Annotated in this window: 10 protein-coding genes; 7 read left to right on the forward strand and 3 right to left on the reverse strand. The window is 58.7% G+C overall.

Annotated elements, in window-relative coordinates:
* Nucleotides 1-9: 9 nt before the first annotated feature.
* Both M2447_RS00170 and M2447_RS00175 read left to right on the forward strand, forming a co-directional pair.
* Entirely contained in the window at nt 10-1,074 is a 1,065-nt protein-coding gene (locus M2447_RS00170; protein ID WP_277556797.1) for an ABC transporter permease, read from the forward strand.
* A 45-nt stretch (nt 1,075-1,119) separates the two neighbouring features.
* Nucleotides 1,120-1,905 (forward strand): energy transducer TonB, encoded by a 786-nt coding sequence (locus M2447_RS00175; protein WP_277556798.1) that lies wholly within the window; start codon nt 1,120-1,122, stop codon nt 1,903-1,905.
* Nucleotides 1,906-2,110: 205 nt separating this feature from the next.
* Here M2447_RS00175 and M2447_RS00180 read toward each other — a convergent pair whose 3' ends face one another.
* Complete coding sequence (locus tag M2447_RS00180) at nt 2,111-3,790, reverse strand: hypothetical protein (protein ID WP_277556800.1); 1,680 nt, start codon at nt 3,788-3,790, stop codon at nt 2,111-2,113.
* A 390-nt stretch (nt 3,791-4,180) separates the two neighbouring features.
* Nucleotides 4,181-5,653 (reverse strand): alkaline phosphatase, encoded by a 1,473-nt coding sequence (locus tag M2447_RS00185; protein ID WP_277556802.1) that lies wholly within the window; start codon nt 5,651-5,653, stop codon nt 4,181-4,183.
* A 353-nt stretch (nt 5,654-6,006) separates the two neighbouring features.
* Between M2447_RS00185 and M2447_RS00190 the strand changes: the two genes are divergently transcribed.
* Nucleotides 6,007-7,812 (forward strand): ABC transporter ATP-binding protein, encoded by a 1,806-nt coding sequence (locus M2447_RS00190; protein ID WP_277556804.1) that lies wholly within the window; start codon nt 6,007-6,009, stop codon nt 7,810-7,812.
* 255 nt (nt 7,813-8,067) lie between these two features.
* Complete coding sequence (locus M2447_RS00195) at nt 8,068-8,832, forward strand: phosphatase PAP2 family protein (protein ID WP_277556805.1); 765 nt, start codon at nt 8,068-8,070, stop codon at nt 8,830-8,832.
* A gap of 116 nt (nt 8,833-8,948) precedes the next feature.
* On the opposite strand, the gene M2447_RS00200 is transcribed toward M2447_RS00195, so the two are convergent.
* Nucleotides 8,949-9,971: a LacI family DNA-binding transcriptional regulator gene (locus tag M2447_RS00200; RefSeq protein ID WP_277556808.1), complete on the reverse strand. Its 1,023-nt coding sequence runs from the start codon at nt 9,969-9,971 to the stop codon at nt 8,949-8,951.
* Between the two features lie 148 nt (nt 9,972-10,119).
* Here M2447_RS00200 and M2447_RS00205 point away from each other — a divergent pair, with 148 nt between their 5' ends.
* The 3 genes from M2447_RS00205 to M2447_RS00215 all read left to right on the forward strand — a co-directional run bounded on the left by M2447_RS00205 (nt 10,120) and on the right by M2447_RS00215 (nt 15,044).
* Entirely contained in the window at nt 10,120-11,856 is a 1,737-nt protein-coding gene (locus M2447_RS00205) for a hypothetical protein (RefSeq protein WP_277556809.1), read from the forward strand.
* 24 nt (nt 11,857-11,880) lie between these two features.
* Nucleotides 11,881-13,182, forward strand: a complete 1,302-nt coding sequence (locus tag M2447_RS00210; RefSeq protein WP_277556810.1) for an FAD-dependent oxidoreductase — start codon at nt 11,881-11,883, stop codon at nt 13,180-13,182.
* A 197-nt stretch (nt 13,183-13,379) separates the two neighbouring features.
* On the forward strand, nt 13,380-15,044 hold the full coding sequence (locus M2447_RS00215; RefSeq protein ID WP_277556812.1) for a ribulokinase: 1,665 nt from the start codon (nt 13,380-13,382) through the stop codon (nt 15,042-15,044).
* Nucleotides 15,045-15,124: the final 80 nt, after the last annotated feature.

Here is a 15,124-nt window from a genome sequence, read left to right on the forward strand (position 1 = left end):
ACCGCGCGCATGGCATCCATCGACACACCGCTTTCCCAGTTCGCCGCCGCCGAGCCGCTTGAAAAAGGCAGCTCGCTCTGGCACGACGCATGGCTGCGGCTGCGCAAAAACCACCTCGCGCTTTTCGGAGCCGGCGTGATGCTGGCGCTCGTCCTCGTTTGCATTGGCGGCTGGCTTTTCGGACAACCCTACTACGATCAAAACATCTACCTCGCCAACGCCACGCCCGGCTCCATCGGCATCCGCGTCACACCCGACGACAGCCCGTATGATTTTGCGACGTTTGAAATGCTCGACGACGAGGGCGTGTTCACCGACGCGCCCGAATCGCAGGCGCTGCGCGCGGCGCTTCTCGGCGGCAAAACAATCCGCATCGGCGACAACCAGTATTCGCGCAACTACCACCTGCTCGGCACCGACAAGCTCGGACGCGATCTCTTCGCGCGCCTCTGCTGGGGCGGCCTCATTTCGCTCGGCGTGGGACTCGCCGCGACCGCCGTCGCGCTCATCATCGGCGTGACCTACGGCGCCATCGCTGGATTTTTCGGCGGCAAGCTCGACGCCTTCATGATGCGCGTCGTGGACATCATGTATTCGCTGCCCTTCACGATTTTCGTGATTCTGCTCATGGTGCTTTTCGGGCGGCACTTGATATTGCTCTTCGCGGCGATCGGCGCGGTCGAGTGGCTGACCATGGCGCGCATCGTGCGCTCGCAAGTCATGGCGATCAAGCGCATGGAGTTTATCGAGGCGGCGCGCTCGCTCGGATTTGGAAGGCGGCGCATTATTTTCCGCCACATCCTGCCAAACATCCTCGGGCCGGTGATTGTGTATATCACGCTCACGATTCCGTCGGTGATGCTGCTTGAGGCGTTCCTGAGTTATCTCGGCCTCGGCGTGCAGCCGCCGATCAGCTCGCTCGGCGTGCTGATAAAAGAAGGCTCGGAAGTCATGGAGGAATACAGTTGGCAGCTCATGTATCCGGCGGCGATTTTTTCGCTGATGATTTTCTCGCTAAACTTCCTCGGCGACGGCCTCCGCGACGCGCTCGACGTGAAGGCGTCGAAGGATTGATGCAATTTGTCCGAATAATATATAAATCCCCAAACACTCATCTCCATGTGGCGCGTAATTTTTGCATTATCTTGTATAATATTTTTATCCACATCCGTCGCGCGCGCCACTGATTATGACGAAGACATAAAATACGCACTCAACCAACTCCGCGCATACAAGCACGAATCGGGGTTGCCCGTGCTCGCCGGCTACTCTTCCGGCATAGGAGGCGCTCATGGAGCCTTTTATTTGCTTTATCCATACATCCGAACGCACGCCTCGCCGGAAAATGCGCGACTGATGCTCAAGGACGCCAGTCCGGTCGTCCGCATAGCGGCTGCAAAGTGTATATTAACTCCAAGTCTCCGCCCGTTACCCTTGAAATCCCTCGATTGTCTGGCGAATGACAAGGAACAGCTCTGGGTTGGCCCGTTCCATAACGCCAAACAATCATACAAAGTCATGACCGTCGCCGAGGTCGTTGAAGAGATGAGAAAGGACCCTGAATTTCTCTTCAAACACTACTATGGCGAAAAAGTCCGCATGGATTACATTACGGAAGCCCGACCGTTACAGTCTGTGCAACCAGTGAATGCGCCGTTGCCTGAGTTCCCCCATGAAATGCGGCGTGCGAACATGTCTGGATATGTCACGGTGCGTTTTACGGTCAATAAAAACGGATCAGTTGGCGAAGTTTTTATCATCAAAAGCCCGCTCAAGGAATTTGAGCGTCCGGTAAAGAAAGCGGTGTCGAAGTGGCGTTTTTCCTTTTCAGATCAACTGCCGCAAGAAAAACGCACACCCATCGTATTGGAGTGCAAATTCACGTTTTACTTTGAGAACGACTGAGTCGGTCCGGTGATCGTGTGTATATCACACTCACGATTTCCACATCGAAAAATCCCCTCGAGGGCGCACCTGGCGTGCGCCCTCGTTTGCGGAAAACTGTTTGCGGACGCTTCCCCAACTCGGGCGGACGCGAGGGCGCACGCCAGGTGCGCCCCTACGAAATCGCGGCCGGTCGCCCGATTCGGGACGCTTGCTTTTGCCCGTGTTATTTTCGCTGCTTTTCAATCAGATCCCGGAACTTTTTGTCCCTCGTGAGATTGCTCACAATGAGATTGCCGATGCCCTCCGCCGTTGCCTTTCCCGGTGACGCTTTCAGCGCCTTCGAAATGTGCGCATCAATCAGTTTTCGAACGGAGGAGTCATTGAGCATGCGCTCCAGGTCTTTTTGCGGAATTTTGTCCCCCTTCAGGGCATGGCCGACGCGCAAATAAAAATTTTTGTCCAGCCATGTGTTCAAGCTCATTATCTGTTCGAGATGGGAATACACCTTGTTTGCGAGGTGCTTTACCAAGTTCCCCTCGTCGGTGATCGAGGCCAGCCCCTTCATTATTGCCGTAATGAGGGTTTCAGCCAAAGAGTCCATTGCCTTCGCGACAAACTCGGTAAGATCGGCGAGGCTGACGTTTTTGAGCCAGCCGTGCCTAAACTTAGGCGCAAGGATTTTGGCAACATCGGGCGAGAATTTCCTGAACACTTTATCCAGCGAAGTTTGGCCAAAAATCCCTCCGAAAGCCGCGCTGACAATGAATTCCTTCGCTGTGTCATAAAATACTTGGTCGCGCGCCGACGCCCAGCCCTTGCTTGTTCCAGCGAAGACTTTGCCCAGCTCATTCGAGGCGCTTTTTATTGTCTCGATGCCGGCATCCGTAAATGGATCGGCTCTGCCTCCGGTTCTCATTGAAGTGAGGATTTTCAGCACCTCAAAGGTGCCGTCACGAAAAATCTCAACCCCCTTGCAAACGGTTTCAAGTATCTCCACCGAGGTCCACGTCTTCTTCGTAAATTCCCTGAGCTCGCGGGTTCCCTTGATGATATGCTCGCACGCTTTGTTTCGCGATGAAATCACACCGTCAAAGTCCCCCTGGCTGTTGTATCGCGCAAGGTTGGAGAGTTCAGCCCTGGCGTTGTTGGCCTGATTCAACACACCTTTTGGCGGGGTGATCAAGGGGTTCTTATTTTCCTTAACGATGGCGTTATACATGGACTCGAGGGCGTCCACCCGCCGATGCAAGGCTCCCGCGTCCTTGGTGAACACATCCTTGGCTTGCTTGATTGCCGCATCAATGACGGCTTGCTGTTTCTTGCGTTTTTCGGCCGCCGCTTTCCGCTCTTTTTGCTCCCGCTCCCGCTGATTTTCCGCATGGGCGATTTCTGACAGGGCCACCGCGGCTTTGGCAACCACGCTCGTGAACGCGGAATCCTTTGACGCAGCCGCAATGATCTCGGCCCTGATGGGTTTCTTCCTTGCGATTGCAACACGGGCGGCATCCCTGACTATTCGTTTCAAGGCGCCCGCGCCTCCGCCGTCCATGGCATCCGTCACCGCCTCGGCGTTCATGAGCAGTATGTCCCCCTTATGCGAGTCGGCAAACTCGATGAAAAAGTAGTCCTCCACCCACCTGTTCAAATCCTTGAACGGGCATTGTTTTGCGACGCCATCCGCGAGCGATTTGACAAGCTTGTCCGGTATGGCGGGCGACACTCCGTTTGTTTTCTCAAACGCCGCGACGGTGTCGTTCACAAGTTTCAGGCCGCCCGCCTTGGCCCACAGGACGACAAGTTCCTCTGCGTCACTTTTGGCGAGCCACTTTCCCGAGTCGATCATGGGGGCGGCTTTTTTTGCAGTTTCTGCGATTAATTTGGCGAGCCTGGCCTTGTCGTCCAATATGGATTTTTGTGTCGGAGGCATGATGGTTTATGGTGTTTGGTTGTTATGACAGGCTTGTGGCAAAACCCTGTCGTGTTTTTTGACTTGCAAGGAACAAGGCGAAACCGGGGAGACATCGCCCTTTGGCGTTGACGGCGAAAGCAGAACTGACGTTGGAGGCGACCAAGATGATGGGGGCGTTTTGCGCGGGTATCAATTTTATTCTCTCGAGGGCAAGCCGCCGGACCGGGACACGCCCATGCCTTGCTTTTTAACATGACGCAGGAGTCGCGCCGCGTCGAAAAATCCCCGTGGGGGCGCACCTGGCGTGCGCCCTCGTTTGCGAAAAACTGTTTGCGAACGCATCCTCAAAGCGGGCGGGCGCGAGGGCGCACGCAAAGGGCGCCCCTACGAAACCGCGGCGGTCAGTTTGCCGCTTCGCGAGAGGCCCAGGGCACCGGTCATGACGTCGAAGAGTTCCGTGTTTTGCATCAATCCGCAAATGGGCTCGCTGCCGGGGCCGATCGCCGCCAGCTCCACATGGTCGCTCGTGTGCGCGATGCCGGTCCAGCCAATCGACGTGTAGTTCGCGATCAACTGGCCGAGCGTAATCGTAGCGCGGTTGCGCACACGGTATCCCTCGCGCGGCGCGGGATCCTTTTTTAACGCCCGCATGAGCAACTCGATTTCGTCATCGAGCAGCTCGATGCCATTCGCGGTTTTCACGCGGTTGCGGATTTGCGCGGGCGTGCTTTTTTTGGAAAGCTTCGAGCGCACCCACCTGTTGCTCCGGCGAAAATCGCCCAGTCGGTCAAAACACTTCTGGGTGTCGCCGTAGCTGCCGCCGCGGCTGTCGAAACTGCCGCCGGTTCCGTTCAGGCCGGGATTCGAGTTACCGTGGTCGGTCGTGACAATGACCAGCGTGTCGTCGCGCCCGGCGGCGAACTCAAGCGCCGCACCCACGGCGTCGTCGAAGTCAATCTGCTCGTGAATCAGCGCGCCGATGTCGTTGGCGTGCGCGGCGTAGTCGATGTTGGCCCCCTCGATTTGCATGAGAAAGCCGCCGGGGTGTTTCGCCATGCGGCCGATGGCGGCGCGCGCCATCTCGGCAAGTGACGGAATTGCCGCGCTGAGCGCCGCGTCCGCCTTCCGGTCAATCGCGTATGGCAGGTGGTCGTCGTCAAACACGCCGAGCAGCCGCCCGCCGTTCGACGCCAAAAGCTCCTCGCGGTTGCGCAACACACTGTATCCGTTGTTTGAATACTCGATGAGGAGGTCGCGCTCGTCGTTGCGTTTTTCGGAATCAAAAAAACGCACGCCGCCCCCGAGCAACACGTCGTAGCGCGTGTCGAGATACTGGATCGCGATGTCGCCCTCGTCCACGCGCGACTCGATCGACGCGCCAAAACCCGCGGGCGTGGCATGCGTGAGGCGCGCCGTGGTGACAAGCGCGGTGCCGATGCCCGCCTCGGCCGCGAGGCGCAGGATGGGCTTGTGCAGGCGCCCGTCGGGAGTCTGGTTGAGCGCGCCGTTTTTGACCTTGTGGCCGCAGCCCCACGCCGACGCGGCGGCGGCGGAATCGGTCACGAGCGCGTTGGCCGAGCAGGTGTCCATCAGGGCGCGGCGAACATTGGGATATTTTTTATACATCCCGAGCCAGTGCGTGCCGCGGTTTTCGAAACGGCGCAGGTAGCGCTCCGTCATCGTGAGCGTGCCGAGGCTCATGCCGTCGGACACGAGCAGGATGACATTGCGGGCGCGCCGCGGCCCGGCGGTGATCGCGGCGGATGGCGCGGATGCCGAACCGCGCAAGCCTGTTGAGAGCAAAACGGAACCGGCGATGCCGGTGCGAAGAAAATCGCGGCGGGTAAACTTGGACATGCGGCGTATGGTTACGCATCGAAAAAACAAAATCAACATGCGGATGTCGTTTTCATTGCCATTATTTATTCACAAACACGGTGATTTTCAAACAGCAGAAAGGAGCACGGAGGCCCGCAGAGTTTTTTGGGGCCCGCAAGACGTCACACATCCACATCAAAACGAACACAAAAAATACCGACCACGGATTACACGGATTATCACGGATAAATACAAAACAGCGGAGTCTGCATCCGTGCAAATCCGTGTAATCCGTGGTTAAAAAACAATCCTCCTTTTGCGAAATCTCATCTCGCGCCCGCTGGCGGGATCGTTCAGCGTGTGCGGCAATTCACGTCATAGCAAACCGCCGCATGAAGCGTTTCATTCCCTATTACTCGCACCTCAAGCAAGTCCGCTGGCCCTTTATCGGCGGCATTTTCTTCGGCATCTGTTTCGGCATCTCGAGCGGTTTCGGGATTCCGTTCATGCTGAAAAAAGTGCTGCCCGCGCTTTTCCCCGACACCGGAGAGGGCGTCACGCCGCTTGTGCTTTTGTCCGGCGAGGAGGCCTCGTGGATGCCCGCCATCATCGTGCCCGAGCAATACGTCCTCATTGTCGCGCTTTTCCTGCTTCCGGTGACGTTTTCGATACGCGGCATCAGCCAGTTTCTCAACGCCTACCTGCTCAACTACGCCGGCCTGCGCGTCCTCGAGTCCATACGCGCCGACATCTTCGCGCACCTGCAGTTTCTGCATCTCGACTATTTCCGCAAACACAAGTCGGGCGATCTCATCAGCCGCGTTTCAAACGACACCACGGTTGTCAAGGGAGTGATTGTCGAGGCCACCAACGACATCCTCATCCAACCCTTCACGCTCATCGGCGCCATGGGTTATCTCGTGTGGGAAACGCTGCAGCATCCCGAGGTGCTGCACTTCCTCGCCTGCCTGCTGGTGGTGCCCCTCTGTATTCTTCCCATTCGCTACGTGGGCAAAAAAACCCTGCGCAAATCCCAGGCGATGCTCGGCCAGGCGGGCGAGCTCAACGCCATCCTCACCGAAAGCCTCCAGTCGCCGCGCGACATCCGCGCCTACAACCTTGAGCAGCGCGAAATCTCCCGCTTCCGCCAGCAAGTGCGGAAGTTTTTCAAACTTCAACTGAAGGTCGTCAAATACGACAAGATGCTCTCGCCCATCATCGAGGTCGTCGCCGCCTTCGGCATTTCCCTCGCCATCTACCAAATCCACGGCAGCGGCCTGGACCAGGAATCCGTCATCGCGCTTATCGGCGCGCTCTATTTCGCCTACACGCCCATCAAAAAACTCGGCGGCCTCAACAACCGCATCCGCCAGGGCGAATCCGCGCTCAACCGCATCGAGGAGGTTCTCTACTCCCCAATCGAGGTCGCCTCGCCCGCAACCCCGGCGCCCATTCCCGCCGGCGGGGGCGATGTCGCCTTTGAAAACGTCACGTTCGGCTACGACCCGGAAAATCCAATTCTCAAGGATGTCAACATCGGCATTCGCACCGGGGAAATCGTCGCGCTAGTCGGGGCCACCGGCGCGGGCAAGAGCACCTTCATCAACCTCATCCCGCGCTTCTACGACGTCACCTCCGGCCGCATCACGCTCAACGGAATCGACCTTCGCAAAGCCTCGCTCGCCGACCTGCGCAGCCACATCGCGCTCGTCTCGCAGCAACCCATTCTTTTCAACGACACCATTTACAACAACATCCTGCTCGGGCGCCCCGATGCCTCGCGCGCCGAGGTCGAGGAGGCGGCCCGCCGCGCCTATGCGTTTGAATTTATCACCGGGCTTCCCGAAGGCTGGGAGACCATTGTCGGCGAGCGCGGCGACCGGCTCTCCGGCGGACAACGCCAGCGCATCGCCATCGCGCGCGCGTTCCTTCGCAACGCGCCCATCCTGATACTCGACGAGGCCACCAGCGCGCTCGACACCGAGTCCGAGGCGCAAGTGCAAGGCGCGCTCGAGGAGCTCACCCGTGGCAAGACAACATTCATCATCGCGCACCGTTTCAGCACGATTCGCAACGCGACCAAAATCCTCGTCCTCGACCAAGGCCGCATCATCGCCACCGGCACCCACGCCGAGCTCTACCAAGACAGCCCCGTCTACAAAAACCTCTACGATTTGCAGACGGTGAGCGCGGGGTGAATCCGGATGTGTTTCGTAGGGGCGCACCTTGCGTGCGCCCTCGTTTGCGGAAAACCGCAGCTAACATTCGCACAAAGCGGGCTAACGTCAGGGCGCACGCAAGGTGCGCCCCTACAATTTGGTTTCGCAACCGCGTGACGCCGCGCCCGCAATCGTCCTCTGCAAATCAACGCATTCACTGGAATAAAGGTTTGGTTCGGCCCTTCCGCTTGGTAACGTGGCGCGTTTTTTATTAACCCTCATCATTACCCGAGCATGAATCTGAAACACGCATTCCACGCGGCGGTCATCTCCGCGACATTGTTTTTCCCAGCCTCGCTTTTCGCGGACGACGCGCCGTTTTACACCAGGGATCCGATGGACATCGTCGCGCAACTTCCCCCGCCGCCGTCCGATGACTCGCCCGCCGGAATGGCGGATTTGGAAACCATTCTCCAAGTGCAAAAGGACCGGACGCCGGAGCAGGTGAAGCGCGCGACCAGCGTTGCCGGAAACACAACATTTTCGATGGGAGCGCATGTCTTCGGGCCGGAGTTCACGCCTGAGAATCTTCCCCGCGTGTCGGCGATTCTTTACAAGGCTCGTCTGGGACTGCGCAAGGTGCTCCAACCGGCGAAAAAAAACTGGAGCCGTGAACGTCCCAGCGTGAGGGACGGGCGCGTCGAGCCCTGCGTGGCGATTCCAAAGGCCAACAATTATTATTCCTATCCGAGCGGCCATTCTTCGGCGGAGGCGTTGTTTTTTGCCTTTTATAGCGAAGCCATGCCCGAGTATGCGGCGCTTTTTGAGGACTATGTCCGGGAGACGATGTGGTGCCGGGTGATCGGCGGCGTGCATTATCCGACGGATACGCAAGCCGGGAACATGCTCGGGAAACTGGTGGCGGAGGAAATGCTGAAGAACCAGTCAACGCGGAATGCGATCGCGGAAATGCGCACGGAGATTCTCGACTTTCTAAAGAAGCATCCGGACGCCCTCGAAAGCGCGGAGGCGGCGAAAAAGAAAGCGGCGCGCCGGTAGCGTGCCATATCATTTTCAGAAGAAATTAAGGTAGGGCGGTTTCGCCGAAACCGCCGTGTTTGCATTCAATATTCCCGGCACGCTCGACGAGCGCGCCCCACCCTTCCGGAGTCTGATTACGGCGCGTCTTTCCAGATGCCGTCCATCAACATCGAGACCGGACACTCGGGGACGCCGAGGTTGTTTGCGTGCATTTGGGCGACCACCATGTCCACGGCGTTTGCCGCAAGCTCGTCGTTGCGCAAATTGACCCCGGAGAGGACGCCCTGCGGATGCCATTCAAGCGTGATTATCTTGCGGGTCTTGGGCGATATTCTGCGTATCAACTCGACTGCCTGCCGGTCGATTTGCCATGCCATTATCAGCACGTCCGGCTTTGTTTTTCGCAGCCATTTTTCCATTGGCGAAAAGTCCTTGGGCGTTCCGTAGGCGACGCATTTCATCGCATCTTTTGGATTCGGGTGATTCGTGATGAACGCGGCCGTCTGCATGAAGTGGATGCGCTCCTGCACCTCCTGGTTGAGAATGATCGCCGGGCGGGTGTGCCCTTCCCTGCCCAGGCGTTCGAGCACCCGCCAGACGCTCCGATAATGAAAATGCGCCGAGCGGCTTATGGACGGCGTGAACTCCGTGTGGCCGATGACCGCCGTCGCAAAGGGGCTCCAATCCCAATCCAGTGCAATGCTCCCGCGACAATCCATCGGCGCGAAAATGACACCGGAGATTCCGCGTGAAACCAGTATCTTCCACAGGCGCGCCGGGGACAGCCCGTCCCCGAAGAGCCGGAACTGGTCAAGCGCGCAGCCGTGCTGCTCCGCCCGGCGCGTCACGCCGAGCAGGATGTTTTTTGCGAATTCCCGCGTGGCCGTGGCCAACCCCGACAATTCGCGCGGGGTGTTGATCCAGACCAGGGCAAGGGTTTCCCCTTTTTCAAGACGCCGCCCGCGCCGGATGTTTGCCATGAGCGATTTGATGCGCAAGTCGGGCTTGTAGCCGAGCTCCGCGGCCACCTTTCGCACGCGCTCCACGGTCGCGCGCGAGATGTTCGGATGTCCGCGCAATGCGTAGGAAGTGCCGCCAATGCTCAACCCCGCAGCCTTCGCGACATCCGTGAGGGTAACCTTTATGAGCTTCGACATGTTCCCGAAGTTTTCAGGCGGAAATTGCGCGGTCAAGCACTGCCGCCCGAGCGGACATTAACGCTTTCAGTTCGCTTTGCGTTTCATTTGTTGCGCAAGCCTGTTGAATGGAGCAGCAATCAATTCCCCCCATTTACCCAATCAATACATGACCTCAATCGACTACCTGATCATATTGTTATACTTCGTCGGACTCTTGATTTTGGGAGCGACGGTCGGGCGCAGGATCAAAAGCTCCAAGGAGATGTTTATCGCCGGAAGAAACTCCTCGTGGTGGCTCTCCGGCCTGTCCACTTACATGACAATATTCTCGGCGGGGACGTTTGTCGTGTGGGGCGGCGTCGCCTACCGTTCCGGCGTGGTGGCGATTGTCGTGGGGCTCATGCTGGGTTTCGCGTCGCTGCTCGTGGGATTGTTTCTCGCCGGCAAATGGTCGCGGATGCGCATTAATTCTCCCGCGGAATATCTCGGCATCCGCTTCGGCAAGCCAACCATCCGCTTCTACACTGTTTTCGGAATGATCGGCAAAGGAGTCCACACGGCCGTGGCGCTCTACGCCGTCGCAATCATGGCCGTGGCGCTGATGCCGTTGCCCGAGGGCCATTTCCTCGCCGATCCGCGAACGGGCCACCTGTCGATCACCTGCGCGGTCATCGTGCTCGGGCTTATCACCTTCGTTTATACGGCGGCGGGCGGATTTCTCGCGGTGCTGATGACCGACGTCGTGCAGTTTGCGATCCTCATAGCGATGATACTCATCATGATTCCGCTCTCGTTCAACAGCGTGGGCGGGGTTCAAGAGTTCATCGCCAAGGCGCCGCCCGAGTATTTCTCCCTTTTCACCAGCCAGTATTCCTGGGTGTGGATGATCCTGTGGTGCCTGTTGCACGCCTTCATGATCGGCGGCGACTGGGCTTTCGTTCAACGCTACATCAGCGTGCCGACGCCCCGGGATGCGAAGAAGAGCGTCTTTCTTGTCGCCGGTCTTTATTTCGTCACGCCGCTGTTTTTTTATGTGCCGGCGCTGGTTTACCGCGTCATCAATCCCGACGCCAATCCCGAGCAAGCCTACATGTTGATGAGCCAATACATCCTGACCACGGGCATGCTGGGAATGATGATGGCCGCCATGCTCTCGGCGACAATGAGCATGGTTTCAGGCACGCTCAACGTCTACGCCAACGTCTTCACCTACGACATTTTTAAATCCCTCCGTCCGCAATCAACCGACAGGACATTGATGCGGGTCGGGCGTGTTTTCACGTTCATCTACGGTTCGCTCATCACGCTGGTCGCCATTCTCATCCCGTTCCTCGGTGGCGCCGAGCGCGTGGTCGTGTCGTTCCTCACGCTGGTCATTTCGCCACTCTTCATTCCGTCGATATGGGGACTGTTCTCCAAGCGCATCGGCCAGAAATCCGTCTTCATAAGCATGGGCATCACCTTCGGCACCGCCATTTTGGTGAAGGCCGGATTGCTATTCCCCGACGTTGTCAGCCGGCACCCCACGTTTGTCGACGCCTTCATCGGCCTGGTGTTCCCCGTCACCATTCTGACCATCCTCGAACTCATCCTGTGGAAAAAACCGCAGGCCGAGGGATTCCTCAAAATCGCCGCGCGCTACAAGAAAGAGGACGAGGTGCTGACCGCGGAACAGATCCAAAAGAACAAACAGGCCGGCGCGATGTATTCGAACATGGCCTTCAAAATCATGATGGGCACCTACGCCGCCATCGGCCTCGCGATGGTGCTGCTCGCCCTCGGCAACAAGGACGACCGCGGCTCGATGCTGCTCTACGGAGGCATCTTCCTCGGCCTGTCCACACTGGCGTTCCTGCTCTACCACGGCATCAGGGCGAAACGAAAAAACTCAAACGCCGGCTGAACAATTTTCCGGAAAAACAAAATCATGGAATCAATCACACAGACAAAAAACGTCCCCGTCGCGGGGCAATACGACGTGGTGGTGTGCGGAGGCGGCCCCGCCGGATTCATCGCAGCGATCGCCGCCGCGCGAGGCGGGGCGCGCACCGCGCTCATCGAACGATATGGGTTTGCGGGCGGAATGGCCACCGCCGGACTCGTCGCCCCGATCAGCGTTTTCAATTACAACGGACGCCGGATAATCGGCGGCCTGCCATGGGAGTTCGTTGAGCGGCTCATGGAAATAGGCGGCGCGGAGGAGGAAAAGCCGCTCGGCAACATCACCTTCTCGCCCGAGAAATACAAACTCACCGCCCAGCGCATGCTTCTGGAGGCCGGAGTGTCGCTCTATTACCACTCCTACCTGAGCGGCTGCCAAAAAACAGGCGACAGCATCACCCATGTGATCATGGAAAACAAAAACGGCACGGAGGCCCTCACCGCGAAGTATTTCATCGATTGCACAGGCGACGCCGATCTCGCCATGCAAGCCGGCGTTCCGATGCAGCCCTCAGCCAAACCGCTGCAACCGGCCTCGCTCATTTTCATGCTCGGCGGCGTGGACACCGGCGCGCTGCCGATGATCCGGCACAGCCAGCAAGGGGTTAATTATCACGATCTCGCCATCCGCGAAACGCTCACCGAGCTGCGCAAAACGCAGGATATCCCCGTGTTCGGCGGCCCGTGGTATTGCGGCGTGCTGGCCCCCGGAATCGTGCTTCTCAACATGACGCGCGCGCAAGCCGACATGGCGGACAATCGCGAGGCCACCAACACGGAATGCCTTCTGCGCGAGCACGCCCATCTGTTCGCCGGACTTCTTCGCGAACACATCCCCGCGTTCCGCAACTCAAGCCTGATCGGCACCGCCACGCAAACCGGTGTTCGCGAGACGCGCCGCATCAAGGGAGCCCACACGCTCACCGGCGACGAATACCTCAACGCGGTCGATTTCCCCGACGCCATCTCGCGCGGATGCCATCCGGTTGACATACACGCCTCCGAAACGACGCAGCAACGATGCGAGTTCCTCAAGAACGCCGCGTTCATTCCCTACCGCTGCCTGATCGCGCCCGGCTTCCCGAACCTTCTGGTTGCCGGCAGATCATTCTCCTCGGACGAAATCGCCTCGGCCTCCGTGCGCGTGCAAGCCTCGGTCATGGGATTGGGGCAGGCCGCCGGAACCGCCGCCGCCCTGTGCCTCAAGGCAAACGCCGCCGTGTCAGCCGTGGATGTCAACGCGCTCCGGAACCGACTGACGCAAGACGGTGTAAACCTCGCGGCGTAATTTGGCATGAAAATGCGAAATGCGCACATGCGTTTTCGTAGGGGCGCACCTGGCGTGCGCCCTAATGCCCGCCCGCTTTCCGCGAACGCACGCAAACAGTCTTTCGCATACGAGGGCGCACGCCAGTGTATGCGTCCCTATGGTTGCGACTCGCACGCAACACCTTTTTGATTCAGAAAAACTGGCAACAAATCATCATGCACAACGCCCCGCATGTCATAGGCCTCGATTTCGGCACGGATTCTGTCCGCGCCCTGTTGGTGAACGCGGTCACCGGCGAGGAAATCGACTCCGCCGTTTTTAATTATCCCCGCTGGTCGCAAGGGCTGTATTGCGACGCGCAAAAGACGCAATTCCGCCAGCATCCGCTCGACCACATCGAGGGCCTGACGAACGTGATCAGAAACCTGACCGCGGCCCACCCCGAAATCGCAAAACAAATAAAAGCCGTCTCCGCCGACACCACCGGAAGCTCGCCCTGCCTCGTGGACAAGGAATGCCGCCCGCTCGCCCTGCGCCCCGAATACGCGGAAAACCCCAACGCGATGTTTGTCCTCTGGAAAGACCACACCGGCGAAAAGGAATCCGCCGAAATCACCGCCCTGTGCGCGGCGTCGCCCGTCGATTATTCGGTGCACACCGGCGGCCACTACTCCTCGGAAAACTTCTGGTCAAAAATAACGCACATCTTCCGCGACGAACCGGAAATCAAAAAACACGCCCATGCCGCCATCGAACTCTGCGACTTCATCCCCGCGCTCCTCGCGGACGTGAGCAACACCGCCGATTTGAAAATGGGCTACTGCGCCGTCAGCCAAAAATGGTTGTGGTCTGAAAGATGGGGCGGTTATCCACCGCCGTCATTTTTCGCGCAACTGGAGCCGGACCTGCCGGAATTCGCCAGCCGCCTCAACACGAGTATTTACACCTGCGACCAGGCCGCCGGCACAATCACGGCGGAATGGGCCGACCGCCTTGGCCTGCCCCGCGACGTGAAAATAGGCACCGGAACAATCGACGCGCATTGCGGCGCGGTGGGTGCGGGAGTCGCCCATAAAACGATGGCGCTCAACATAGGAACCTCGGCCTGCTACATGACGGTTGTGCCGCGCGAAATCCTGGGCGACCGCATGATAAAGGGAATCTACGGGCAGGGCGACAACTCCATCATCCCAGGCCTTGTCGGGTTCGAAATGGGTCTCTCCGCCTTTGGTGACGTCTATGCGTGGCTCCAAAAATTCCTGAGCTATCCCCTCGAGGAAATCCTGCGCAAAAGCAACCTGATCGACGACGGGACAAAACAAAAACTCATCGCTGAAACCCGCGGTAAAATCCTCCGCGAACTGGATGCGACGCCGGCGGTCGCGCCCGACGAAAACGCCCCCTTCGCCACGGACTGGCTGAACGGACGCCGCAGCCCCTCGGCAGACTTCACGCTGACGGGAAGCCTCATGGGATTGAGGCTCTCGACAACCGCGCCGCAAATCTATCACGCCCTTGTCGAGGCGACGGCATTCGCGACCAAAACGGCCATCGCCCACCTTGTTGACAACGGCATTGAAATCGAACGCCTCGTCGCCGCCGGAGGCATCCCGCAAAAATCCCCCTTCGTGATGCAAACCCTCGCCGACGTGCTCGGGCGCGAGATCCAAGTCACGGCCTGCCATCACACCGGCGCGCTGGGCGCGGCGATTCAGGCATCCGTCGTGGCGGGTGTGCATGCCACTGTGCAGGCGGCGCAAAAAGCGCTCTGCAAACCCGCCATCCGCGCCTACACGCCGAACATGGAAAATCACAAAATCCATCTCCGCCGATACGAAAACTACAAAGCCGCCGGCGCCTTCACCGAGAAGCGAATATAAACACACCGGCGTCCCATGGGATTTGATTTGGTAGGGCGAACCGTCCCGGTGAGCCGAAACAGTGAACGGCTCACCGGGAC

Origin of the sequence: Ereboglobus sp. PH5-10, from assembly GCF_029504735.1 — a bacterium.
GTDB lineage: Bacteria > Verrucomicrobiota > Verrucomicrobiia > Opitutales > Opitutaceae > Ereboglobus.

Coding starts and splice junctions, on each gene's coding strand:
- M2447_RS00170 (WP_277556797.1), top strand. CDS start 10: ATGGCATCCATCGACACACCGCTTTCCCAGTTCGCCGCCGCCGAGCCG.
- M2447_RS00175 (WP_277556798.1), top strand. CDS start 1,120: ATGTGGCGCGTAATTTTTGCATTATCTTGTATAATATTTTTATCCACA.
- M2447_RS00185 (WP_277556802.1), bottom strand. CDS start 5,653: ATGTCCAAGTTTACCCGCCGCGATTTTCTTCGCACCGGCATCGCCGGT.
- M2447_RS00190 (WP_277556804.1), top strand. CDS start 6,007: ATGAAGCGTTTCATTCCCTATTACTCGCACCTCAAGCAAGTCCGCTGG.
- M2447_RS00195 (WP_277556805.1), top strand. CDS start 8,068: ATGAATCTGAAACACGCATTCCACGCGGCGGTCATCTCCGCGACATTG.
- M2447_RS00200 (WP_277556808.1), bottom strand. CDS start 9,971: ATGTCGAAGCTCATAAAGGTTACCCTCACGGATGTCGCGAAGGCTGCG.
- M2447_RS00205 (WP_277556809.1), top strand. CDS start 10,120: ATGACCTCAATCGACTACCTGATCATATTGTTATACTTCGTCGGACTC.
- M2447_RS00210 (WP_277556810.1), top strand. CDS start 11,881: ATGGAATCAATCACACAGACAAAAAACGTCCCCGTCGCGGGGCAATAC.
- M2447_RS00215 (WP_277556812.1), top strand. CDS start 13,380: ATGCACAACGCCCCGCATGTCATAGGCCTCGATTTCGGCACGGATTCT.